The sequence below is a fragment of the Undibacterium pigrum genome, from assembly GCF_003201815.1.
Taxonomy (GTDB): domain Bacteria; phylum Pseudomonadota; class Gammaproteobacteria; order Burkholderiales; family Burkholderiaceae_D; genus Undibacterium; species Undibacterium pigrum.
Genome location: NZ_QJKB01000010.1, coordinates 112,363 through 134,803 on the forward strand (window position 1 = coordinate 112,363; position 22,441 = coordinate 134,803).

The following is a 22,441-nucleotide window of genomic DNA, read 5'->3' on the forward strand; positions in this document are numbered from 1 at the left end:
CTCCTTATTGCGATAGATAAAACGGATTGCTTCAGGATAAATCAAGATTACTCGCAAAACAACAATAAATCCTGTTCATTATCAGAATAATCACCATTCACAGAGCCCCCGACAACAAGTCAGGACCTGAATCCACTTTTTGTTTCTATAGGAAATGTATTTTTTTAAAATAATTGCTTATCCGTCAAGCAATCAACATTTTCATTGTTGCAAAGCAAAAAAAATAATGAAGAGCAACAATGTTTTCAGGGTGTTGACCAGACATAGTTCATTAACACAATGGCATCCAGCGAGAGCCGGCCTGTTTGGAGTTGCGACAGTAATGACTCTTTTCCAGCTCCATGGGCCGTGGATATCTAAAAAACACCTGTTTTGTAATATGATCTGGCGCAAATCAATTTATAGAATTCACAGGAGTACTGATGCGTCTCACCTTGACCGCCATATCCAGCTTAGCTTTACATTTTGCACTTGCCCATCATCCGGTACAGGCGCAGCAAGTAAAAGAAGCGCCCTTGCGCGCGCATCTGGATTTTTTATCTGACGACTTGCTGGAAGGACGCGGTACCGGGCAACGCGGTGGCGATCTCGCAGTGCGCTACCTGGAAACGCAAGCGGCGGCCATGGGTCTGGTGCCACTACCTGGCACAAATGGCTACCGGCAAACGGTAACACTGGTGGGTAGCCAGACCCTGGCCAGCAGTCAACTCCGTTTTGAGACTAACAAAACTACCCTCTCACCTGCCATGGGAGCTGAGATTGTGTATGGCTCTTCCAACGGCAAAGCCGACAATGACTTTAATGCTCCGCTGGTATTTGTCGGCTATGGAGTGCGCGCACCAGAAGAGCGCTGGGATGATTTCAAAGGTGTCGATCTGAAAGGCAAATTGCTGATCATGATGGTCAATGATCCCCAGCCAACCGCAGCAGAACCAAATCGTTTTGCAGGAAAAGCACTCACCTATCATGGCCGCTGGACCTACAAGTATGAAGAAGCTGCACGGCAAGGTGCTGCGGGTGTCTTATTGATACATACTACACCTTCAGCCAGTTACGCCTGGAACGTGCCACAAACATCTTTCAGCCATGAACGCTTTAGTCTTGACAAGGATGGTAACAGCGGCAATAACGGCAACGCACTGGAAGGCTGGCTGCAGGAAGATACTGCCAAAGCCCTGTTCGCAGCAGCAGGAAAGGACCTGGATGCACTGCGTGCGCAAGCCGAAACCCGTGAATTCAAGCCAGTCGCAATCGATGCCAGGGCTCATGTGACATTGCGTAGTAGCGTGCGTAAAGTGGAACAGCAAAATGTCATTGGCATGGTCCCAGGCAAAGACGCAAAACTGAAAGAGCAGGCAGTGCTGTATTCCGCGCACTGGGATCATCTGGGCATAGTGCAAGAACCCGGCAAACCCGCACAAATCTGGAATGGCGCGGTGGATAATGCTTCCGGTGCGGCAGCATTGCTGGCCATGGCGCAAGCTGCGGTGACGCACCCTGCGAAACGTACACAGATTTTTTTATGGCCTGCGGCAGAAGAACAGGGCTTGCTAGGCAGCGCATTTTACGTTCAACACCCCTTATGGCCACTGGCAAAAACTGCGGCTGATCTCAACCTGGACAGCATGAATTTTGTCGGTAAAACCCAGGACATGGGTGTAGCAGGCAGTGAGCACAGCAGCCTGTTTAATACTGCCACGTCCGTTGCCAAAAAAATGGGCTTGCGCATTGCACCACCCGTTCCCGATTTAGGCGGGGCCTTCTTTCGCGCCGATCATTTCAATTTTGTGCGGGCGGGCATTCCAGCATTTAATGTCGGTTCTGCCGTGTTTTCTGGTGATGGTTCATTTGCCTTCGATCACGATGCAGAACAGGAAGCAGCACAAATGAAAGCATTTAAAAAAGACTACCATACCCCGCGTGATCGCTATAACCCAGCATGGGATTTAAGCGGCATGTTACAGCAGGCGCAATTTACCTTGAATCTGGGCTATGCAGTTGCCAACGATACTGCGATGCCAGCCTGGAAAAAGGATGGGCGGTACAAGCGTTTAGTGCAATAGTATAGTGCAGTAAGGAACTTGCAGCGGTGATAGCTGACGGAGCCTTACTGCAACCCCATCACCACTCAACCTCTTTACAGTACGGGATCAACTCACTTTTCTCCATCTTATTTCAGCGAGAAATCCACTCGGTTAGGACTACCCTTATCCTTGATACCATCAGAACTGAGTCTGGGGGCGATCAGGAATAATCTGTCTCTTTCTATACCTGCGACATCTTCAAGGTAATCACGCACCGCATCTGCGCGCTTTTGCGCCAGGCTGCGCAAGGCATCTGGCGTTACCTGCGTATTGGCGAGTATCATTTTTTCTGCTTCTGCCGTGGGCAAGGTTTTCGCCAGGCCTATGGCATTGCGTGGCTTGATAAATTTTTCTGCCTGATACACGTCTTCCACATATTTGGCTCTTTCAGCATCACTGATGCTGATATCGTCTTTTTTAATATTGCGGTCTTTTTGATGCACTTCTTTCCATTTCAACTCGCGCATTTTTTGCATCAGCAATAGCTGACGTATGCCATCAGCATCACTGACTGGTTCTACACGGCCTATGATGTCGAGTTTGAGACCAGCACGATTCTTGAGAGCTTTCGCCAGGCTATCCAGTTTGGCCGTGGTGGCAGGGGTCAGCGCAGTCTGACCTGGCAAAAATTCTGTATAAGCCAGCTCTTCCCCACCACCAAACATGGACCCCAACAAGGCAAATGGTGAAGTCACGGCCTTGGTAATCACATTCATGAATACCTTGAAAATAATCCCGCCGACTGAAAATTGCGGGTCAGACAATGATCCCGTAATTGGCAAATTGATGGAAATACGGCCCTGATTATCACGCAGCAGGGCAACGGCCAGCATAACGGGCAATTTGGTGGCAGTCGGGCTATCGACTCTCTCACCAAAAGTCAGTTGATCAAGACGCACATCATTCTCGGCCTGCAATTGCTGGTTTTCTATGCGATACGACACTTGCATGGACAGCTTGCCCTTTTCTATGATGTAGCCTGCATACTTGGCTGCATAGGGCGTTAGCCGAGTCAGTTCCAGGCCATTTGCACTGGCCTTCACATCCATAAAGATGGGGTTGGACAAGGGATTCAATGTGCCCGATATCACCAGCGGTGCATCATCATCGACCTTGCCTGTCAATTCTATGGTAGCGGCTTGTGGATTATCGGAAGCTATCGCACCTATCGTGCCGGCGACACCCGTCAGATTGGCTGTGTAATTTGGCTTGACGAAATTGTCCGTAAAATTGATATTACCGCCACTCAGTGTAGTCTGGGCAACCCGTATCACTACGGGATTGGTTTTTTCCACTTTTGCCGGTAAAGGCACGGTCACGATCGTTGTCGTTGCTGTTTTGCTGATGACCGGTTTGGCTGCTGCATCATCGGCCTGGGCTACTGGCGTTGGCGCAGCAACTGATGCTTCAGCCTCTTCTGCATCTGCTTTCTTGGTGCTGAGTATGGTTTGTATATTCAGCTTACCCTTCGATGACAGAATGGCGCGTGCATAAAAATCATTCAGCACCAGTTTTTTCAAAGTGACCAATTGCTTTTCGCCACCAATCTGCGCGCTGATACCTTCCATAGCAATGTTTTTCCATTCCAGGAAATCTTCTTCAGCACCATTTTCCAGCAGATGGAAATCATTCAGCGCCAGCATGCCTTCGTAATTGATTTGCCTGTTATTGTCCAGCGCATTAATCAAGCTTAACTTACCCTTGATGTCAGCCCGTCCACGTGTCAGCGCAGCATTGACATAGGGCGATACATAAGGGAACAAGGCAGACACTGGCAAAGCCTGCCCGTCCAGATTCACCATGATATTTTTCAACTGTGGATTTGCCGTTGCATCGAGACTGAGCTTAGACTTTTTCCCGATATTTGTCTGCAAAGTCATTCTCACTGGCTGCGACATATCGCTGCTGAGTTTTTCTGCATGCAAATTAAAGGCATCCAGCCTCAGTTTTACTTCTGGCGACATGGATTTATCATTGAAGCTGACGGCACTGTCCTTGAAGTCCAGACTGGAAAGTTTGACTTTCCAGTCTGTGGTAGCGACAGCACTTGCCGAACTGGCAGGTACATTATCTACTACCGCAGGTACAGTAGCGCTTGTTCCAACATTGGCATTTGCACTGGATTTCAGCCACTTATTCAGGTTCAATACCGCTTTTTCATCACGCCGCACATCAGTGACCAGGCCATCAAACAGCACGCTGCCTATATTGACTTGCCTGCTCTCCATGTTCAGGGTCAGTTTATCGACAGTCAATGCTTTCAGGTTGAAACTGCCATCATCAGCAGACTTGGGTTTGATGGCGAACTGACTCAGTTTCATACCCAGATCATCAACTTGCACCAGGCCTTTTTGCACTTGCAATTGCGCATTCACATCAAACTTACCACTGACACTGGCGAGCAGATAATTGCTCAACAAAGGCTGGTAAGTAGCCAGTGACCAGGCGCTTAAAGCCAGTTGCGCCTTGACCGTGCCATTCAGTGGCTGCATCTCCCCTTCCAGTTTCAGGCTCTCATCGTTTTCACCACTGAGTGCGAACTTGAATACTGCCGCTTTGGCATCTGCTGCCGATGACAAACCACGTGCGTTCAAACTGATATCTTTGAGGTTGACAGTCTGCGCAGGGTTGGCATGTTTGGCATCACGGAAATGCAAAATCCCTTTAGACAGCTGCAGTTCAGCCAATTGCTGCAAGGCAGCGGCCGGTTTTGCAGCGCTCACGGACGTGGAAGATGCGACAGAAGCGGTGCTGGCAGTTACGGGCACTTCTTTACTCTTGGTATTCGTTTTGCCAACTTTGGACGAGGTAGCGGGCGCAGGTGGAGTGGTCAGGCTAGCCCAGTTCAATTGCCCCTGCTGATTGATATCCAGCCAAATTTCTGGTGATGTCAGTTCCAGCTTGCTGATGCTGGCTGCGGCTGTCATGACGTTGACTTGCTTGATTTGCGCGTGCAGGCTGCCCAGCTTCAGCAAGGGTGCATCTGACTTATCGTTGACATGCAAATCATCCAGATTGACGTCGCCCGCCAACAATAGTTCGGCATGGGCATTCTTGCGGCTAAAAATCAAATCCAGTTTGGTCGACAATTTTGCATTCTGAACTTTCACTGGCAAGGCCACAGGTACATAGGGCAGATATTGTGTCAGGTCCAGCTTGTCGAGATCGATTGCCAGTGAAGTATCCAGGCTATTCGTAAATGGCCTGGCCCTGCCCTTGAGTACAAAGTTTGAACCATTGACCTTGGCCGACAACAAGGGTTCTACAAAACTCTCAACCTGATTAGGAAAATTGGACACAAAGGGCACACCAATTTGCAGTGCCTCTATCTTGAACTGTTCATTGACGACCTTGTCATCTATCTCTATGCGTCCACCGGCAAGCTGCAGATTCGCCAGCGAAAAGCGTGTCGTTGATTCGCTCTTGGGCATGGCGGCAATTTTTTCCAGGATATCGCTGTAGTTGTAGCGGCCATAGCCCTCCCCCGGAGTACGGATAATATGCACGTAAGGCTCCGTAAGTCTGACTTCATCAACGATCAGGGCCTGACGAAACGCCGATGCCAGCGACAGATTCAGTACCAACTCCCTGACCTTGACTGCCGGTGTGCGCTGGTCAGCCTCATACAGGGTCAAACCTTCTATCGTCAACGCCAGTTTGAAGGGGGAGAAGCGGATATCGGCCATATCCAGCTTGCGCCCTATCTGCTGCTGCACTTGCTCGGCAGCGATGCGTTTGACGACACCCGGCAAAAAAGCCCAGCTCAGGGCGGCCAGCAATAACACCAGGCCAACCAGTCCTGCAGCCCAGCGCCCCAGGTGCCAGCGTTGGTTTGCATTGGTGATTTTTTGTTTTATTGTCGTCATGGTAGGTTCTGGTGCGTTGTGTATGGCTGTATAAGATTATAGTCTTCAACGACAGCGATCAAAAGAAAACCCCGTCTAAGCGGGGTTAAAAAATGTCAATCAGAAAAGAAATTCAGACATCATCAGGCTAGCAACTTACCTGCAAACACTTTGGCTTGCGAGGGGTTACCCGCGATGTGATACGCCAGGTCTGCCGGTCTGGCGATATCCCACAGCGCAAAATCAGCCGCCTTGCCTATTGCCAGACTGCCCGTTTCTTCACTCAAGCCCAGGGCTTGCGCTGCATGGCAGGTAATACCCTGCAGTGCTTCCAGCGGTGTCATACGGAACAGGGTGCAAGCCATATTCATGGTCAGCAACAGTGAAGTCATGGGCGAAGTACCAGGATTGCAGTCAGTTGCCAGCGCAATCGGCACGCCAGCCGCACGCATGGCAGCCAATGGCGGGTATTTGGTTTCGCGCAAAAAGTAAAACGCACCCGGCAAGAGCACGGCCACCGTTCCACTGGCTGCCATCGCTGCTATACCCTCATCCGATAAATATTCCAGATGATCGGCAGACAAACCCTGATATTTCGCCGTCAATGCGGCACCGCCCTGATCAGATAATTGTTCTGCATGCAGTTTGACTGGCAAGCCATGTGCTTGCGCAGCCTGGAACACCAGTTCTGTTTGCGCTGGCGTGAAACCTATTTTTTCACAGAATACATCGACGGCATCGACCAGACCTTCAGCCACCAAAGCTGGCAACATCTGCTCGCAAACCAGTTTGATGTAATCATCAGCCCTGCCTGCATATTCGGGCGGCAAAGCATGTGCGCCCAAAAACGTAGTTTTGACACGTACTGGAAATTCACGCCCTATGCGTCGTGCCACGCGCAATATGCGGGCCTCGGTTTCCATGTCCAGGCCATAGCCGGACTTGATCTCCAGCGTAGTAACACCTTCGGCCAACATCGCATGCAGGCGTGGCAGCGTAGCCGCCAGCAATTCATCCTCAGACGCTGCACGGGTGGCACGCACAGTGGCATTGATACCACCGCCTTGCCTGGCGATTTCTTCATAGGCGACACCGTTCAGGCGCGCTTCAAATTCATTGCTGCGGTTACCGGCATACACCAGGTGGGTATGGCAATCGATGAGGCCGGGCGTCAGCCAGCAGCCCTTGCCATCATGGGTTTTGGCGGCGACATACCCGGCAGGCAATTCACTTTGCCTGCCCAGCCATGCGATCTTGCCATCTTTGACCGCGATGGCTGCATCCCCGATTTCGCCATAACCATCTGTCATGCATGCGAGGTGGACATTGGTCCACAAGCTATCCCAGGATAAAGCTGTAGTAGTCATCAACTGTCACCCATGCTCAAAAATTGTATGCGTATCAGATACAGTACAGCGCCCTCGTCAGCATGCAGATTCAGGCGTATGCCCTGATGCTCATGCTCTTCTTCAAACAGGCAGCAATCATAATCTTGCAAAGTCTCACCAGTGGCCAGACTGGCACTGCCTTTGGCGCAAAACAGCAAAAGCTGCTGGGCATCATTGGCTTCGATGAAATGCTTGCCAGCTTCCAGCCTTTGCATGTGATGGGTACAGACATCGCGCCGCGTCATCATATTCAGGTCCAGCACAGTGCCATGCAAGAGTTCGGCATTGATAGGCGTTTCACCCTTGAACTGATGCGGCAGGCTATCCTGCTTGAGGAAAACACTTTGGCCATGAACCTGCTCGCTATCGCTATGCAGTATCAGGCCTTCACCAGATAAAATCGCCAGCGTTCTGTCTATCTGGGCGAAATGCGAAAACGGGCCATTGCTGCTGACTTCTGCCGTACTCAAACGCCAGACGAAATGATCAAGGCTGGCATCTGTAGGAAATATCGCCAGCTCAGTCGTACTGCCGCCGCCATTTTTCCATGGCATGGTTTGATAATCGAGTCTTGTCCACTTACGCATGGTAATCAAAAGCTTTCAACAAAATACAAAAATGGCCCTCCCAGATGAGAGAGCCACTATCTTAATACAAACTGCTTAATACAAGCTGCCTAATACAAACTGTTAAGCTTCAAGCAGAATCAGGCCAAATACAGATTTTGGTACAACTGCTGGCATTGCGCGCTCAAATGGCCTTCAACGACCAGCGCTTTTGCTGCTTCTATATCAGGAGCAAAGAACCTGTCTTTATCATAGAAAGCCACTTTTTCGCGCAAAAGCGTGTGGACTTGCTTCAGCATCGCTGATGTTTGCAAAGGCGCATGGAAGTCCACGCCCTGCGCCGCAGCCAGCAATTCTATGCCAACGATGGTCGCCGTGTTGTGGGCCATTTCATGCAAACGGCGTGCACCGTAGGTCGCCATGCTGACATGGTCTTCCTGATTCGCAGAAGTCGGGATACTGTCCACACTGGATGGATGAGCATGTGACTTGTTTTCAGAAGCCAGTGCCGCTGCAGTCACATGGGCGATCATGAAACCAGAATTCAAACCAGAGGAAGGCACCAGGAAAGGTGGCAGGCCAGAAATCGATGAATCGATCAGCAAGGCGATGCGGCGTTCAGAGATGGAACCAATTTCTGCTATCGCCAGCGCCAGGGTATCTGCCGCAAAAGCTACGGGCTCTGCATGGAAGTTACCACCAGAAATGACTTCGCCGGTTTCCACGAACACCAGCGGGTTGTCCGTCACCGCATTCGCTTCTATCAGCAAAGTGCGTGCTGCATTATTGATGATGTCGAGGCAGGCACCCATGACTTGCGGCTGGCAACGCAGGCAATATGGATCTTGCACGCGCTCATCATTGACAAGATGGGACTGACGAATTTCACTGCCTTCCAGCAGGCTGCGATAAATCTGCGCTGTCGCAATCTGGCCGGGCTGACCACGGCTGCTATGGATGCGCGCATCAAATGGTGCATCACTGCCCTTGGCAGCATCGACTGACAAGGAACCGGTAATAGTGCCAGCTTCCAGCAAGCGCTCGGCCAGGAACAGGCCATTCAAGGCCAGTGCAGTGGATACTTGCGTACCGTTGATGAGTGCCAGGCCTTCCTTCGCAGCCAGAACGACAGGCTTGATACCAGCAGCAGCCAATGCTTCTTTGGCTGGCACCAGCTTGCCATTCACCCGTGCATCGCCCTCACCCAGCATAGCCAGTGTCATATGCGACAAAGGTGCCAAGTCGCCAGATGCGCCGACCGAACCCTTGACCGGGATAGTCGGCATGATGCCTGCGTTATACATGGCGATCATGCTGTCAATCACAGAAGCACGTATGCCAGAGACACCACGCGCCAGGCTGGCGATCTTCATCGCCAAAATCAGACGCACGACTTCATCAGAAATGAATTCACCAGAGCCGACGGAATGCGAAAGGATGAGATTGCGCTGCAAGAGTTCCAGCTGGTCGTCAGGGATACGGGTCTTGGCCAGTTTGCCGAAACCAGTATTGATGCCATAAGCAGCATCACCCTTGGCAACGATTTTATCGATGGTGGCGGATGATGCATTGATGGCCGCATAGGCAGATTCTGCCAGCTTCAAGGGCTGCGCCTTGATCCAGATAGAGCGCAAATCGCTCAGCGTGAATTGGCCGGGTTGAATTTCAAAATGATTACTCATGTGTTTTTCCTGAATACTTTAAATGTCGTCGTTTGCGCAGTTAGCTTTTGTAGGTTGGGCTACGCCTCATCAGCCCAACACTGGGCCTTCGATAAAATACGTTCTTTAAGAGCTGAGTGTTGGGTTGGTAAACCGTAGCCTAGCGAGGCCCGGCCCAACCTACGGAATTACCCCAATCACTTATGCTTACTTACCACCTTTAATCATAGGCAAATTCAAGCCCTCACGCTCAGCACAAGCAACAGCCTGCTCATAGCCTGCATCCGCATGGCGCATAACGCCAGAACCACAGTCATTGACCAGTACACGTGCCAGGCGTTTCGCCGCAGCTTCAGTACCATCAGCAACGATGACCATGCCAGAATGTTGAGAGTAACCCATGCCTACGCCACCGCCATGATGCAGCGATACCCAGCTGGCGCCGCCAGCGGTATTGAGCAAAGCATTCAGCAAAGGCCAGTCGGAGACTGCATCCGTACCATCGCGCATGCCTTCGGTTTCGCGGTTGGGGCTGGCGACTGAGCCTGTGTCCAGATGGTCACGGCCTATGACGATAGGTGCTTTCAATTCACCATTCTTGACCATTTCATTGAAGGCCAGACCAGCGATATGACGCTCACCCAGACCCAGCCAGCAAATACGCGCTGGCAAACCCTGGAAGGCGATGCGCTCGCTCGCCATATCCAGCCATTTGTGTACGCCTTTATTTTCAGGGAACAATTCCTTGATCTTGGCATCAGTTTTACGGATATCTTCCGGGTCACCCGAAAGAGCTACCCAACGGAATGGGCCTTTACCATCGCAGAACAGCGGGCGGATATATGCAGGTACAAAGCCAGGGAAGTCAAAGGCATTCTTGACGCCGGTGTCAAAAGCCACCTGACGGATATTATTGCCGTAATCAACTGTCGGTATACCCATGGCGTGGAAATCCAACATGGCTTGTACATGTACAGCGCAGGCTTGTGAAGCGTCGGCAGTCAGTTTCGCATGTTGCGTAGCGTCTTGTTGCGCAGCCTTCCATTCAGCCACGGTCCAGCCTATAGGCAGGTAACCATTGATGAGGTCATGGGCAGAAGTTTGATCTGTTACCAGATCAGGTTTCATGCCACCTGCTTTTGCACGTTTGACCAGTTCTGGCAATATTTCGGCGGCATTGCCGAGCAAGGCAATCGACACTGCTTCTTTACGATCGCAATGATGTTTGATAAGTGCCAGTGCATCATCGAGATCTTTAGCTTGCTTGTCGACATAACGGGTACGCAGGCGGAAGTCTATGCTTGATTGCTGGCATTCGATGTTGAGAGATACTGCACCTGCAAAGCTGGCCGCCAAAGGTTGCGCACCACCCATGCCACCGAGACCAGCTGTCAATATCCAGCGGCCACCCCAGTCACCATTGAAATGCTGGCGGCCTGCCTCGGCAAAGGTTTCATACGTGCCCTGGACTATGCCCTGCGTACCAATATATATCCAGCTACCGGCAGTCATCTGACCATACATGAACAGGCCCTTACGGTCTAGTTCATTGAAATGTTCCCAGTTGGCCCATTTTGGTACCAGGTTGGAATTGGCGATCAGTACACGGGGTGCATCTTCGTGCGTCTTGAACACGCCTACCGGTTTGCCGGACTGTATCAGCAGGGTTTCATCTTCATTGAGTTCTTTTAGCGATGCCAGGATCTGGTCATAGCATTCCCAGTTGCGGGCTGCGCGGCCTATGCCGCCGTAGACCACCAGATGCTTGGGGTTTTCTGCCACCGCAGGGTCAAGATTATTCTGGATCATACGGTAGGCCGCTTCGGCTACCCAGGTCTTGCAGGTTTTTTCTGCGCCGCGTGGTGCGTGGATTTCGCGGCTGGCATCCCAGCGTGGATCGTTGTTCATAGTCTCTCTCCATCAGTCAGTGAATACAGGATAGCGGCAAAATCGCAGATATACCGCCCAAATTAAAGAATCCGGCCAAGCAAACAAAAATACATAAAACCGGACAAAGCTGAATCATTGAGAGAAAGTTTAAGTTGTATATACAACTTTTGCAAGCGAATAATAAAGGGAAAGTGCAAAAATTTTAGTCACCAGTCATTTTGGCGTGATATTACCGGACAATGCCGTTAACGCCACTCCCCACCTAAAGCGAAGCAGCCGACAATAGCTACACGTTCAACCACACCATGAAAGGCAAAAACCATGTCCGTCGTTACTGAAGTCGCCGCAGCCAGCAGCCAGGAAGCCATCGCTCATTTTGCAGACAGCCTGCGTTTTGAGACAGATTGCTGGGACACCCACCATGCAATGTCTGAAGGCATGGCAGATTTTGTCTTGCTGGACGTGCGCAGCCCTGAGTCTTATGCCAAGGGCCATGTGCCCGGTGCTATCAACCTGCTCAGAGGCAAGATCATCGCCTCCAAACTGGCCAGCTATCCGGCAGACACCTTGTTTGTGACTTATTGTGCTGGCCAGCATTGCAATGGTGCGGCACGAGCTGCCATCAAGCTGGCCCAATTGGGACACCCTGTGAAAATCATGGTGGGAGGCATTACCGGCTGGCTGGATGAAGGTTTCAGCCTGACAACAGAAGTCACTGAACTGGCATGAGTACAGGGACAGAAGCAGCGATATTCAACGTACGCCCTGCCCTGGCTACTGATGCTGCGGGCTTGCTGCAACTGATGCGTGAACTGGCTGCCTTTGAAGATTACCTGACTGAATTTTGCGTCACCGTCGAGGATTTGCTGGCACGTGGACTGGATACTGAACGACCACAATTCAGGGCTTATGTGGCGGCGACACCAGCAGGTGCATTACTGGCCTATGCTGTTCTTGTTGAAGTTGCGTTCACCTACGACCTGCGTCCGGATTGGCGGCTTAAAGAATTATATGTTACCGCACCAGCGCGCCAGCTTGGCATCGGTAAGGCACTGATGGAAACCCTGATAGCCGATGCCAGGCAGCATGGTTGCGGCAGATTAAAATGGGATGTATTGCCTGGCAATGAAAACGCCAGGCAATTTTATCGACGCTTTGACGGAAAACCAGATACTGGCTGGGAAGCATGGATACTGCCCTTGTAATGGACTGAAGCAATTCGCATCCTTAATCCATCGCCAGAAACCGCTCCACTCTTCGCCTCACAATATCAAACATCAGATATCAGGCATCAAAGCCACCGTCTGCCTTGAGATTTGCACCAGTAATAAATGCCGCATCTTCACTCGCCAGGTATGCAACCAGGCTGGCGATTTGTGTGCCTGTGCCATATTTACCTGTCGCCATGTAGCTGCGCATGGTGTCAGCAAAAGCACCGTTGGCTGGATTCATTTCTGTATCAACCGGGCCGGGCTGCACATTATTGACGGTGATGCCACGTGCGCCCAGGTCGCGTGCCAGGCCACGGGTGAAAGAGGCTACCGCGCCTTTGGTCAAAGCATACAGTGACAGGCCAGGTACAGGCACATAATCACTGTTGACGCTGCCTATGTTAATGATGCGACCTCCTTCTTTCATGTGACGCTGTGCTTCTTGCGAGGCGACAAACACGCCTGTCACGTTGACAGCAATCAGGCGCTGATAATCTTCCATGCTGATATCTGCAATGCCACCGGCAACCAGTGCTCCCGCATTGTTGACCAGGATATCGAGGCCGCCAAATTCTGCGACCGTTTTTGCCACTGCCTGTTTGACGGCATCTGCATCTTGCGCATCAGCACGGATAGCCAGCGCCTTGCCGCCAGTTGAACGTATATCTGCAACCAGTTGTTCTGCCTGCTGTGCGCTGCTGGAATAAGTGATGGCAACTGCTGCGCCATCTGTTGCCAGTTTGCGTGCAATGGCTGCGCCTATACCGCGTGAACCGCCAGTGACCAAGGCTGTTTTACCAGCCAGGTTTGCTTTGGATGTGTTTGCTTGTGTGTTGAGTGCTTGTGTCATGTCGTTCTCCTGTTTAGTTGGCTTGCTTAAGTTTGATTCGGTTTAATTTCTTTAATCCGTGATTGGATGTAGCTATTTTGTGCTTTTTAAATGATTACAAGTAGTCCATAATCGATTACATTACTTTCAACTAAAGGTTGAAAATAGAAAGGTCATCATGGAAACTCTTTCCAGCATCGAATCCTTTGTGCGCAGTGCAGAAGCAGGCAGTTTTTCACAGGCAGCGCGCAATCTGGGGCTGACGCCAGCGGCGGTCAGCAAAAATGTCGCAAAACTGGAGTCGCGCCTGGGAATACGTTTATTCCAGCGCAGCACGCGCAGCCTGATGCTGACGGAGGCGGGAGAAGTATTCCTGGCGCAGATCAAGGGTGGGCTGGACAGCATACAGGCGGCACTGGCGAATGTAGAAAACGTTGCAGGCAAACCCGCTGGCGTATTAAAGATCAGCCTGGCACTGGCCTTTGGACGAGATTATGTTTTGCCTGCGGTGAATGATTTTATTAACACCTACCCTGATGTCATACCCGACCTGCATTTTGATAACCGCAGCGTAGATATCATCGCAGAAGGATTTGATGTTGCCATCGGTGGCGGCATAGAGCTAGTACCTGGCGTTATCGCAAGAGAAATCGGGCGTGCTCATGTCATACCAGTTGCCTCACCTGCCTATATCGCAGCTCACAATATGCCTGCAAAACCTGCAGACCTGACTCATCTGGATGGCATCATGCGCCGCTCGCCACAAAGTGGCAGGCTGCGCTCCTGGACGCTACGCAATACTGCGGGTGAAGAAGCGCATATGGAACTGAAGACACGCATCATCATGGATGACCCGGAGGCCATGTGCCGTGCTTCCCTGCTGGATTTGGGTGTGGCCATGGTACCAAGGTTACACGCCCTGCCCTATTTGGAAAGCGGCACATTGATACGCCTGCTGCCAGACTGGTATGCGGATATCGGCCCAATTTCCCTCTACTACGCCAGCAGCAAACTGATGCCTGCCAAGACCAGGCTGTTTGTTGATTTCATTCTCATGCGTTTTCGTGAGCTGGATATTGCCGGAAAATTTTCTGCATTGCCACGCAAGAAGTGACATTAAGTGACAGTAAGTGACGGTGCAGGCCAATATATTCGCTATCACTGCCATGCTATGAGAAAATGCAAACACCCATCACTACCATGCCACCCATCCTGTGAAACCCAGCAAGCCAGATACCCCAGCGTTTCAAGTCATCAAAGATACCCTACTCCAGGAAATCCAGTCAGGCAAATGGAAAGAAGGCGATGCCATTCCTGCCGAAACCACACTGGCCAGCCAGTTTGGTGTCTCACGCATGACCGTCAACCGCGCGGTGCGCGAGCTCACCAGTGAGCAAATACTGACGCGCATACAGGGTTCTGGCACTTATGTGGCACAACAAAAATACCAGGCAACCTTGGTGGCAATCAAAAGCATCGCTGAAGAAATCCGTTCCCGCGGCCATGCCCATCGCAGCGAATTGCATGAGCTGAAAGCAGAAGTCGCGACCGAACAACTGGCGGCAGAATTCCAGGTCAAGGCGGGCCATACTTTATTCCACTCCGTCATCGTCCACTTTGAAAACGAAGTGGCGATACAGGTAGAAGACCGCTGGGTTAACTCCAGCGTGACACCAGAATACCTGCAACAAGACTTCAGCGTCATGACGCCGAATGAATATCTGGTGGCGGTGGCTCCCTTGCAAGGCGTTGATTACAGCATAGAAGCCGCGCTGCCCCCAAAACAGATAGCCGAGATGCTGCATATATCCGCCAAAGAGGCCTGTCTGGTCCTGCACAGAACCACCCGCTCCCGCGACATGATCGCCACCAGCGTAACCATGTGGCATCCGGGTAAGCGCTATCAATTTGCCGGGAGTTTTTAGATTCAAGCCCCTTCAGCGCACAGGGGCGAGAGATATTCTTTTTAGTCTGCTTCAATTTTCCAGTAGCAACATTAGCCTCGAGCATCTGGTGGTATGGTTGATCCGTGTTTTATCGGACATTCGCGGCCAAAGTCGCTCTTGTAATTGCTTGCCAAGCCCAACTACTTGCATTCATTGTTGTTTAGTTTTATCATTATTAAAATGTCAATTTCGCATAGACTGTCGCTATAACTTTTTAACAAGGCTGATCAATGAAGGTGCAGAGACTTCAAGCTTTACCCCGTGTCGTGATATTACTGCTGATGGTTTTGCTTGCGCCAGCAGCGTCAGCAGCAACTGACACTGCAGCGATTTTTAAAGATAAGCCCTACAGCCTTGATCTGAGCGAGATCGAAGCGCTGGATCCCCAGGCTCTGGAAATTTCTGAATTTTCTCCTGAAGCGAACGTAGTGCAGGGAGTGAAAATTGTGTCAAATGGACGCATGTTCCCGTTCACCTATGAAGTAATCACCTTGCCACCACCGGTGGATGGCGACAGCGCGGACTTATTAAAAACGATCAAGAGTGCACTTGACACGCATAAAGACATTATTTTATCGACACTGCAACACAACAAATCTCTGGGCAATTTTCTGCATTATTTCCATCAAGTGTCGGTCCAAAACAAGCCTCACCACGTGTCTTCAAACTATATCTTTGTCAATGGTAAGACGACCTACCATATCATTGGCACAAGTTATGCCCCCATGGTGATGCCAAGAGAAAAAGGCTGGGGACCACCGGCACCTGATCAAAATGCAGAAAGTGCGGCACTACTTTTGTTGAAGGCGATGCGCTTTAAATGAAAACATGGCGAGTAAAGACTTGAATGAGAGTTGAGTATTGTCAAACCATAACAAGGATTTGCAAAACGTAATCGCATGACTGCGCATCTGCAATAGTTAGAACTCATTTCATAAATATCCATGAGATGCGTTTGTCTCATAACTGCGGCTGTTAGTGTGAACATGGCAGTCGATAGCGGTGTTATTGATAACAAATTCACCCAGTCTATTACGCGTTATGAGACAAACCCTTAATGAACTGACGATTTGGGCGCATTGCTGCGCGTAATGCCCCCCTCCTTCGCTAAGGCAGGAGCCTTAGCAGCGCCGCGCCTTGCACTGCATCCCAAATCGCCTTGTTCGCACTCCCCCCTATTTATGAAATGAGTTCTAGTTGAAACTGAAGCTGTATAGCGTCACGTCGTAGCTATACAGTCTCTGTACGATAGTCGCCACAGGCGAAGCTCTGGGGAAAAACATGCTTCAAGAGTTCCTGAAGTTCAGTAACGAAGCCGCCAGCTCAACAATCGCATTCACGTCCAGGTAGATTCATCGCCAGTGAACTGCCAGGTTCAACAATATTTGAGAACAGAGAACCTGTTCTCAGTGAAATCAGTGATGCACTGATGAAACAGGCCATAGCACTTCAAGTGCACCCGCCCATCGAAGCAATATCACTGTGCACCGAGGTGATGAACACCAGTGCTGCAATGATGATCTTGATGAGACGTAAAAATATTTTAGTTCTTTAAATTTCACGTCTCTGTCACCCAAACTAGCTCTTACCGCGTTATATCTTAACAATATAGCACTGGCCAATTGGTATTTAATGCTGTCGTAACACCTTCCGGGTGCTGGCAAGTTAAAATAGAGGCTACGCTCAATTAGGCAAGAAAGAAATATCATGGCAAAAAAGAATGAACTGGACCCGGAAACCGAGGCGTTGATCGCCTGGTGTACCGAAGTAGAAGGCTTCCTGGTCGCTGGCGGCGCTACCGTCAACCAGGCACAAGATCATATAGAGGAACAGATAGAATGGTTCACCGATCTGTTTTTTGATGGATTAACACCCGAAGAGGCAGCCAAGGAAGCGCTGGCTTAAGCGCCCGTATCCTCAGATACTAGCCTCGACTAGCAATTAATTGAAATAAAGATGATTCACCGCAAATTATTAGTACCACTCACACTCGCTCTTGCCTTGTTAAGCGCCTGCACCACCAGCTCCAAACATGCGGGGCTGCAGCATGAAGAATTCGGTGCCACTGGCGTATTTACCCGCAGCTTTCCCGGTACTGAAAAAAGTGCCTGCGAAGCTGCGCGCCGCGCACTGCTGAGCCAGGGCTATGTCATCAGCGACTGGAAGCCTTCGGTACTCAAAGGCCGCAGGAAATACCAGCCTGAAGCGGATGTACATGCAGAAATTGAATTCAATGTCGTTTGCGTGGCGGACAGCAAGGGCAGCAATAGCACCACCGTCTTTGCCAATGCCGTACGTGACCGTTATTCACTAAAGAAAAGCAATACCTCTGCCAGCATAGGCGTCAGCGCCATAGGCTCGGTATCCCTGCCATTTGGCTCTACAGATGATGCACTGGTCAAGGTTGCCAGCGAAACCATTCCCACTGGCCAGTTTTATGAGCAATTTTTTGAGCTGGTAGACCGCTATCTGGACAGCGTACCCTATGTGCAGGAAGTGGAAGAAGAAAAGAAGGCAGCCACAGCGCCACCTGCTCCCACACTCCCGGCTACTGCCAGCCAGGCTGCAACAAGTACAGCACCGCCAACTGAATCCGCTAAAAAAACAGAGGATTAAGCGCATGCAAGCCGATGACCTGCAAAGACTATTGAGTTTTAAAATGCCTTATGGCAAATATAAAGACACTGTTATCGCCGACTTGCCTGGCAATTATCTGGGTTGGTTTGCGCGGGAAGGATTTCCCAAAGGTGAAATAGGTCGCCTGCTGGAATTGATGTATGAGATCGATCACAATGATCTTGGTGAATTGCTGGCCCCGCTCAGGAAAAAGGCTTGAACAAGGCAGACACACGGCACACATGACACACATCGCAGTTCAGTCCCGGCCAGACGGTCAGGCCAGAATGACAAAAGGCAGACATGATCAACATGCCTGCCTTTTTTCAAAACCGGACGTATCAGTTGGTTTTGCTGACGTCTTTGTTCTGACGCTTGCCTGCAGCAGTTGCTGGCAAATATTTCATAGGGTCATTCACACCTGCAGCATAGGCAGTTACCAGGCTGCGCTGTCTCATGCAGGAAGCGCTCAATACAGTCGCATCTGGTGCTGAAGAATTGACGCACACTTGCAAATCCTTGACAGTATCCAGCGGAATGCCTGCAGCAGCAGCCACAGAAACGATGGATTGTGGATTAGCACCACTGGCAACCAGGCCATCTACAGTTGCCTGCAAATTGCTTGTTGTCGTCAAAGCATTAAAAATACCATCAACAGAAGTGTCCACGCCTTCAGCAAAGGCCACCGACAAGCTACCAGCCAAAGCCAGTCCCAACAAAGTGTTTTTCATCATTTTTTTCATCAGTATCCCCCAACATGTTGACAAACCATTTTGTCTCACGCGACCAATTCTAAATAAGTGTAAATCAAATTGAAAGCAGATATTTGTAACCTGGCAGACCTGATAAATATACTTGTAAATTAAACACCTGGACTCTTTTACGCACTTTTAAAAGTGGTATGCAGGCTTTAGCAGGCAATCTGCATTACAGACGGCCAATAAAAAAGCCTCTCATAGCTAACGCAATCAGCGTTAGCTATAAAAGGCTTATCGTTATCGGACAGGCTCAGCTATATCCAGGACTGCCCGGAATGAATGACAGCCAGCAATTTCGATCAGGCTGCCTGCGGGACTTGTGCCCTCAAAGCTGCAAGAGCATTGAGTTCATCAATAATCGCCTGATCTTTTTCCAGGGTTTGCGCTGGTGGTATTACCAGTGTCGTGATTTGCTTGTAAGACATCTTAGGCAAATCCCCCAGAGGCAGCTTATCTATACGTGTTTTTTCCAGTGGATCTGTGGCAGCTTCATACAAAATGACTTCATGATCCAGCGGATAATACTGTGCCAGCTTGTTCACCAGTATTTGCAGATGCGCTGATTCTGTATCGAAGCGCTTCAAGGTCAAGTCCCCAGCGATGCCTACTTGCCACAGCACCAGCAAGGCAGTCGGGTCCAGAGTCCGTTTATAGATCATGAACTGGGTAGATTCCATGGATTGCATGCCGTGGCTGCCAGGATCTATACCCAGGTCAGCGACCAGACAATCAAGCGCAGAAATACCTGGTTCCATATGCGCGTCATAACCCTCTTCACGCGCCTCGGCAATCGCCATGTGCGAGATGCAGGCGAAGATGCCTGGGTGGCCGTAGAAGGCAGCGCAGACTTTCTTGCCTGCGCGAACCTCTTTCAAAATGGTGTCGGCCATACGCCGGTAGGTATCGCGCCGGGTTTTACCATCGACCTTGGTGTCTTCATAGTGGTCATTCAGGCAGACATATTCCCTGGCAACACCTTGCAACCATTTGCGCGTAAAAATATTGGGCACCGCCGCAATGACGATATCGAAAGATTCCATATAGCTTTGCGCAATCGGCGTCAATTGCCCGGCCATACGCATACCTGTGCCGACACAGACCAGTGAACCTTGTTTTTGATTTGTCATAGATTTTTAGATGTAGGTATTGGAAATACTGTAATTTTGCCAAACTGAGCCTGGTCGCGAAGCTACGGCCTGGCTCAGAAATAATTAATTGGCTTGGTAAAATAACAAGTTAGTCAACAAGTTCTGCTTCATCGACATTCGCAGACTTTTGATTGCCATCCGCATCAAAGTGCCCAACAAGTGAGTCAATTGCATCAAAATCGCGAAATGGAATATCAAGAAACGCTGCTATTTTTTGTTTATCCTGAAGAACCAAGGCTTGTTGCTCGTCGTGAGACAAACCAAATTCACGGCTGGTTTTCAATGGATCAGATTTGTGTGCCTGAATAAGCATGGCATTTGTGTCTAGGGCATTCAGATAATCTAATAGCTTGGACATACTTTTCTCCTTGGCTTTTAAAACATCGGGGGCAATACCGTTGATGATTTTATTCTTAATTTTAAAGCAAGGTAAAATATATTTTTAATAATCATTAAATATCAGGATGCCTGTCTGAAAACATTCACACAGTTGCGCCCTTCCGCCTTGGATCTATACAGTGCTTTGTCAGCAGCTTCCAGGGTTTCATCAAAATTGCTAAGGCCATTTCCATCTACCGTGGCGACACCAAAACTGGCAGACAAGGAGAACATATGACCGCTGGGTTCGGTATCTATCATGGCAATTGCCATACGGCAGCGCTCAGCAAGTTGCAAGGCTGAGGCCTGGCTTGAATCAGGCATGCAGATACCAAACTCTTCGCCTCCAAGGCGTCCAAACAAATCCACTTTACGTAAATGTGTTTTGACAGTTTCGCTAACGGCTTTCAAAACCCAGTCACCCGTTGCGTGGCCATGAGTATCATTAATATTCTTAAACAAATCCATATCAAACAAAATGACACTGACACTGCCAGTGCGCATTTTAAATGCGTCATTGGCAAAGCTAATGAAATGCATACGATTGGCAGCCTGAGTCAGGCCATCTGTTTGTGAAAACTGGCGGAATTGATTTTTCTGTTGCAAGGTTTTAATGAGCCATAAACTTAATACGACCAAAATGACTACTACCAAAGAAATAAACAACCAAAGATTTTGATTATTCTTTTTTTCCAGCTCACGTTCAACTGCCAGAATTTTGTTCTTTTGTTCAAGCAAACTCATTTGATTTGCTTTATCTTGCGTATCGAATTTGACGCGCTGAAATGCCAAATTTTTATGCAACTGATCATCTAAAACGCGATTCTTTAATACCAGAGCTGCCTCATAATATTCAAGAGAACTTGGGTACTGCCCCTGCGCTCGTTTGATGCTCGCCATTGTTTCTGCTGTTTTTTCCATCAAGTGAACAGCATTACCTGACTTTGCGTGCTGGTAAGAAAGCACACCATAGTGCTCTGCTTGCTCTAAGTTACCTGTATTTAAAAAGGCCCTTGCCAAGGCTTCTTCGAGCTGAGTTCTATAGTCAGAACCTTTATTCACTTCGAGAAATTCTTTGAGCAATGGTATTCCGGCTCCTTTTCCCTGAAGATAGTTGCCAGAGTCTATTAAATCGATTGCAGCCAATGCGCGCAATATCTGCGAAATTACCATGCTGCCTCTTTCATCACATATGCGTATAGCTTCAGGCAATATAGCTCTTGCCCGCTGTCTTTCACCACGCAATAAATTGATTTCAACCTGATCGGCAACACCAACACACTTTACGCTAGTTTTTTCATCTTCATTTCCAACTTCAACAAGTCTCTCCGCATAAGCTAAGGACTCATCAAATGCGCGCAAAGAATTAAGCAGGGTAATTGCAGCCTGCAATGTATCCATTTTCGCAAATTGACTTTTCAACTTTGGTAACAACAAAATACTTTCATTCATTGCGACCAAAGCATGCTCATACTCTCCAAGATGGGTATACCCTGAAGATAATTGATATAAAAGCCGGACTTTATTATCGGGGTTAGTGACTTTATCAATGATGGAGCGAACTAACTCCACCCTTTCTTTATGTCGCCCCTTGAATCCAAAAGCAGAAGCTCCAAGCACGTAAAACCTGTCCCGTTGCTCTTCATTAAATTGAGATTGGAATGCTTGCAACTTAGAAAGTGTATCTGTAGTTTTTTCTGGAGAAAATTTTATTTCTTTTCCAGCCTGTACAAGCAACTCATCAATAGTTAATGTGCTTTTTTCTTGTGCATAGGAGGATACAATGCTTCCGGCAATCAATAGCACAACCGAAACTACTATTCTTAAATGCCGGAAGCTCATCATCAATTACAATAATTGTGACTAGTATGGAGACTCAACAGAATCAATAGCAGGCAATTCTTCGGCTGAAATCCCCAAAGAATCTGCAACAGTTTGCTTATCACGTGACAATAAGGCTGTCTGTTCATCATCATTCAAACCAAAACTTTGCATCGCTCCGTTTGGGTCTTTAGCATGCGCCTCACGCGCAGCCGCATCTTTATCCAGTGTATTCAAATACTCAAGCAATTTAGACATGACTTTTAACCTTTCAATAAACTTCCGTGAATGAAACTACAG

20 protein-coding genes are annotated in these 22,441 nt (G+C 49.4%); 9 read left to right on the plus strand and 11 right to left on the minus strand.

Annotated elements, in window-relative coordinates; translation table 11 throughout:
* Positions 1–422: 422 nt before the first annotated feature.
* Complete coding sequence (locus DFR42_RS23025; protein ID WP_110257396.1) at positions 423–2,063, plus strand: M28 family peptidase; 1,641 nt, start codon at positions 423–425, stop codon at positions 2,061–2,063.
* 107 nt (positions 2,064–2,170) lie between these two features.
* Here the strand turns inward: DFR42_RS23025 and DFR42_RS23030 are convergent, their stop codons facing one another.
* The 5 genes from DFR42_RS23030 to hutU form a co-directional block, all read right to left on the minus strand.
* Complete coding sequence (locus DFR42_RS23030) at positions 2,171–5,950, minus strand: DUF748 domain-containing protein (RefSeq protein ID WP_110257397.1); 3,780 nt, start codon at positions 5,948–5,950, stop codon at positions 2,171–2,173.
* A gap of 122 nt (positions 5,951–6,072) precedes the next feature.
* Positions 6,073–7,296 (minus strand): imidazolonepropionase, encoded by a 1,224-nt coding sequence (gene hutI / locus DFR42_RS23035; protein WP_110257398.1) that lies wholly within the window; start codon positions 7,294–7,296, stop codon positions 6,073–6,075.
* The gene (locus tag DFR42_RS23040) at positions 7,296–7,904 is read right to left on the minus strand and encodes a HutD/Ves family protein (RefSeq protein ID WP_110257399.1); all 609 of its coding nucleotides are present in this window, start codon (positions 7,902–7,904) and stop codon (positions 7,296–7,298) included. Before DFR42_RS23040 ends, hutI begins: the two co-directional genes overlap by 1 nt.
* A 119-nt stretch (positions 7,905–8,023) precedes the next feature.
* The gene (gene hutH, locus DFR42_RS23045) at positions 8,024–9,565 is read right to left on the minus strand and encodes a histidine ammonia-lyase (protein ID WP_110257400.1); all 1,542 of its coding nucleotides are present in this window, start codon (positions 9,563–9,565) and stop codon (positions 8,024–8,026) included.
* A 186-nt stretch (positions 9,566–9,751) separates the two neighbouring features.
* Positions 9,752–11,452 carry a urocanate hydratase gene (hutU, locus tag DFR42_RS23050; RefSeq protein WP_110257401.1) on the minus strand — a complete coding sequence of 567 codons (1,701 nt, stop codon included), beginning with the start codon at positions 11,450–11,452 and terminating at the stop codon, positions 9,752–9,754.
* Positions 11,453–11,755: 303 nt separating this feature from the next.
* Here hutU and DFR42_RS23055 point away from each other — a divergent pair, with 303 nt between their 5' ends.
* Both DFR42_RS23055 and DFR42_RS23060 read left to right on the plus strand, forming a co-directional pair.
* Entirely contained in the window at positions 11,756–12,163 is a 408-nt protein-coding gene (locus tag DFR42_RS23055) for a rhodanese-like domain-containing protein (protein WP_110257402.1), read from the plus strand.
* The gene (locus tag DFR42_RS23060) at positions 12,160–12,639 is read left to right on the plus strand and encodes a GNAT family N-acetyltransferase (protein WP_110257403.1); all 480 of its coding nucleotides are present in this window, start codon (positions 12,160–12,162) and stop codon (positions 12,637–12,639) included. The genes DFR42_RS23055 and DFR42_RS23060 overlap by 4 nt, the downstream gene beginning before the upstream one ends.
* A 79-nt stretch (positions 12,640–12,718) precedes the next feature.
* On the opposite strand, the gene DFR42_RS23065 is transcribed toward DFR42_RS23060, so the two are convergent.
* Positions 12,719–13,495 (minus strand): 3-oxoacyl-ACP reductase family protein, encoded by a 777-nt coding sequence (locus DFR42_RS23065; protein WP_110257404.1) that lies wholly within the window; start codon positions 13,493–13,495, stop codon positions 12,719–12,721.
* A gap of 157 nt (positions 13,496–13,652) precedes the next feature.
* Here DFR42_RS23065 and DFR42_RS23070 point away from each other — a divergent pair, with 157 nt between their 5' ends.
* The 6 genes from DFR42_RS23070 to DFR42_RS23095 all read left to right on the plus strand — a co-directional run bounded on the left by DFR42_RS23070 (position 13,653) and on the right by DFR42_RS23095 (position 18,256).
* Positions 13,653–14,588 carry a LysR family transcriptional regulator gene (locus DFR42_RS23070; RefSeq protein WP_110257405.1) on the plus strand — a complete coding sequence of 312 codons (936 nt, stop codon included), beginning with the start codon at positions 13,653–13,655 and terminating at the stop codon, positions 14,586–14,588.
* Positions 14,589–14,688: 100 nt separating this feature from the next.
* A complete protein-coding gene (hutC, locus tag DFR42_RS23075; RefSeq protein ID WP_110257406.1) occupies positions 14,689–15,399 on the plus strand; it encodes a histidine utilization transcriptional repressor HutC in 711 nt (236 codons plus the stop codon).
* A gap of 251 nt (positions 15,400–15,650) precedes the next feature.
* Positions 15,651–16,244: a hypothetical protein gene (locus tag DFR42_RS23080; protein ID WP_146218949.1), complete on the plus strand. Its 594-nt coding sequence runs from the start codon at positions 15,651–15,653 to the stop codon at positions 16,242–16,244.
* Between the two features lie 883 nt (positions 16,245–17,127).
* Entirely contained in the window at positions 17,128–17,325 is a 198-nt protein-coding gene (locus tag DFR42_RS23085; protein ID WP_211324398.1) for a hypothetical protein, read from the plus strand.
* A gap of 51 nt (positions 17,326–17,376) precedes the next feature.
* A complete protein-coding gene (locus DFR42_RS23090) occupies positions 17,377–18,036 on the plus strand; it encodes a DUF2242 domain-containing protein (protein ID WP_110257409.1) in 660 nt (219 codons plus the stop codon).
* A gap of 4 nt (positions 18,037–18,040) precedes the next feature.
* Positions 18,041–18,256 (plus strand): DUF3820 family protein, encoded by a 216-nt coding sequence (locus DFR42_RS23095; RefSeq protein ID WP_110257410.1) that lies wholly within the window; start codon positions 18,041–18,043, stop codon positions 18,254–18,256.
* A 121-nt stretch (positions 18,257–18,377) separates the two neighbouring features.
* Here DFR42_RS23095 and DFR42_RS23100 read toward each other — a convergent pair whose 3' ends face one another.
* From DFR42_RS23100 to DFR42_RS23120, 5 genes are all read right to left on the minus strand, one after another.
* Positions 18,378–18,767: a hypothetical protein gene (locus tag DFR42_RS23100; RefSeq protein ID WP_110257411.1), complete on the minus strand. Its 390-nt coding sequence runs from the start codon at positions 18,765–18,767 to the stop codon at positions 18,378–18,380.
* A gap of 326 nt (positions 18,768–19,093) precedes the next feature.
* The gene (locus DFR42_RS23105) at positions 19,094–19,921 is read right to left on the minus strand and encodes an SAM-dependent methyltransferase (RefSeq protein WP_110257412.1); all 828 of its coding nucleotides are present in this window, start codon (positions 19,919–19,921) and stop codon (positions 19,094–19,096) included.
* A 109-nt stretch (positions 19,922–20,030) separates the two neighbouring features.
* Positions 20,031–20,300: a hypothetical protein gene (locus DFR42_RS23110; RefSeq protein ID WP_110257413.1), complete on the minus strand. Its 270-nt coding sequence runs from the start codon at positions 20,298–20,300 to the stop codon at positions 20,031–20,033.
* Positions 20,301–20,401: 101 nt separating this feature from the next.
* Positions 20,402–22,165 carry a tetratricopeptide repeat-containing diguanylate cyclase gene (locus DFR42_RS23115; protein ID WP_110257414.1) on the minus strand — a complete coding sequence of 588 codons (1,764 nt, stop codon included), beginning with the start codon at positions 22,163–22,165 and terminating at the stop codon, positions 20,402–20,404.
* Between the two features lie 18 nt (positions 22,166–22,183).
* Entirely contained in the window at positions 22,184–22,399 is a 216-nt protein-coding gene (locus DFR42_RS23120; protein WP_110257415.1) for a hypothetical protein, read from the minus strand.
* Positions 22,400–22,441: the final 42 nt, after the last annotated feature.

Excerpts from the sequence above, each read along its gene's own strand:
- DFR42_RS23085 (WP_211324398.1), top strand. The coding sequence starts at position 17,128 with ATGGCAAAAAAGAATGAACTGGACCCGGAAACCGAGGCGTTGATCGCC.
- DFR42_RS23110 (WP_110257413.1), bottom strand. The coding sequence starts at position 20,300 with ATGTCCAAGCTATTAGATTATCTGAATGCCCTAGACACAAATGCCATG.
- DFR42_RS23080 (WP_146218949.1), top strand. The coding sequence starts at position 15,651 with ATGAAGGTGCAGAGACTTCAAGCTTTACCCCGTGTCGTGATATTACTG.
- DFR42_RS23055 (WP_110257402.1), top strand. The coding sequence starts at position 11,756 with ATGTCCGTCGTTACTGAAGTCGCCGCAGCCAGCAGCCAGGAAGCCATC.
- DFR42_RS23065 (WP_110257404.1), bottom strand. The coding sequence starts at position 13,495 with ATGACACAAGCACTCAACACACAAGCAAACACATCCAAAGCAAACCTG.
- DFR42_RS23090 (WP_110257409.1), top strand. The coding sequence starts at position 17,377 with ATGATTCACCGCAAATTATTAGTACCACTCACACTCGCTCTTGCCTTG.
- DFR42_RS23095 (WP_110257410.1), top strand. The coding sequence starts at position 18,041 with ATGCAAGCCGATGACCTGCAAAGACTATTGAGTTTTAAAATGCCTTAT.
- DFR42_RS23025 (WP_110257396.1), top strand. The coding sequence starts at position 423 with ATGCGTCTCACCTTGACCGCCATATCCAGCTTAGCTTTACATTTTGCA.
- DFR42_RS23060 (WP_110257403.1), top strand. The coding sequence starts at position 12,160 with ATGAGTACAGGGACAGAAGCAGCGATATTCAACGTACGCCCTGCCCTG.
- hutH (WP_110257400.1), bottom strand. The coding sequence starts at position 9,565 with ATGAGTAATCATTTTGAAATTCAACCCGGCCAATTCACGCTGAGCGAT.
- DFR42_RS23105 (WP_110257412.1), bottom strand. The coding sequence starts at position 19,921 with ATGACAAATCAAAAACAAGGTTCACTGGTCTGTGTCGGCACAGGTATG.
- DFR42_RS23070 (WP_110257405.1), top strand. The coding sequence starts at position 13,653 with ATGGAAACTCTTTCCAGCATCGAATCCTTTGTGCGCAGTGCAGAAGCA.
- DFR42_RS23120 (WP_110257415.1), bottom strand. The coding sequence starts at position 22,399 with ATGTCTAAATTGCTTGAGTATTTGAATACACTGGATAAAGATGCGGCT.
- hutU (WP_110257401.1), bottom strand. The coding sequence starts at position 11,452 with ATGAACAACGATCCACGCTGGGATGCCAGCCGCGAAATCCACGCACCA.
- DFR42_RS23115 (WP_110257414.1), bottom strand. The coding sequence starts at position 22,165 with ATGATGAGCTTCCGGCATTTAAGAATAGTAGTTTCGGTTGTGCTATTG.
- DFR42_RS23040 (WP_110257399.1), bottom strand. The coding sequence starts at position 7,904 with ATGCGTAAGTGGACAAGACTCGATTATCAAACCATGCCATGGAAAAAT.
- DFR42_RS23100 (WP_110257411.1), bottom strand. The coding sequence starts at position 18,767 with ATGAAAAACACTTTGTTGGGACTGGCTTTGGCTGGTAGCTTGTCGGTG.
- DFR42_RS23030 (WP_110257397.1), bottom strand. The coding sequence starts at position 5,950 with ATGACGACAATAAAACAAAAAATCACCAATGCAAACCAACGCTGGCAC.
- hutI (WP_110257398.1), bottom strand. The coding sequence starts at position 7,296 with ATGACTACTACAGCTTTATCCTGGGATAGCTTGTGGACCAATGTCCAC.